The organism is Kocuria himachalensis (genome assembly GCF_054784195.1).
This window is the reverse complement of record NZ_BAAGPL010000037.1, coordinates 1-954: the sequence shown is the minus strand read 5'-3', so window position 1 is coordinate 954 and position 954 is coordinate 1. Positions and strand designations below refer to the sequence as shown.

The 954-nt window shown below is 71.6% G+C and carries 1 protein-coding gene; it reads right to left on the bottom strand.

Going from position 1 to position 954, the window contains the following annotated elements; all coding sequences use genetic code 11:
• On the bottom strand, window positions 1-954 hold a 954-nt coding region (locus ACYVM4_RS18175; RefSeq protein WP_460669444.1), incomplete at both ends, for a serine hydrolase domain-containing protein.

The window sequence follows — 954 nt, the reverse complement described above, 5'->3', positions numbered from 1 at the left end:
CAGGGTCTTCGGGTCGTCGGCCGGCACCGGGGACTCGGGGCAGTCCCCGGAGGCGATGTCACTGTTGACCTGCACGACCACGGTGGTGTCGCTGGTGGTGTCGTAGTAGACGGTGGTGTTGTAGCCGGGCAGCTCCCCGGTGTGCCCGACCCAGCCGTCGATGCACCCGAAGCCCAGCCCGTACCCTCGGTCGGCGGGCTGGAACGAGGTGAGGCGCTCCCGCTGGGCGTCGGGGCCCAGCAGCCCGTGCCCGGTGCCCAGGGCACGGCCGAAGACCAGCAGGTCGTCCACGTCCGAGATCAGGTCCCCGGCGGTGAACCCCCAGGAGGGGTTCCAGTGGGTGGCGTCGGCCGGGGCTTCCGGGGTCGCGGTGTCGCCCTGGAGGGTGAAGCCCTGGGCGTAGGGGGCGGGCAGCTCGGTGGACTCCCCGGGCCACACGGTCTCGTCGAGCTCCAGCGGGTCGAAGATCTGCTCCTCCAGCACCTCCCCGACCGTCCGGCCGGTGACCTGCTCGATGACCAGGCCCAGCAGGATGTAGTTGGTGTTGGAGTAGTCGAACTGCTCACCGGGGGCGAAGAGGGGCGATTCCGAGACGCCGACGGCGACCAGTTCCTCCGGGGTGAAGGCCTGCTCCGGGTCCGCGAAGAAGCGGTCCGTGAACGCGGTGCTGCGGGTGTAGCTGGCCACCCCGCTGGTCATGTCCGCCAGGTGCCGCAGCGTGATCCGGTCCCCGTTAGGGATGCCCTCGACGTAGTCGGCGATGGGGTCCTCCAGGGACAGCTGTCCCTCCTCGGCCAGCTGCAGGACCAGGGTGGCGGTGAAGGGCTTGGTGACCGAGCCGATGCGCGTGTGCACCCCCACCTCCATGGGCTCCCCGGTGGCGGGGGCGGCCGTCCCGTAGGCGGCCGTCCAGGTGCCCTCCGGGGAGGCGACCCCGACGATCGCGCCGGGGGC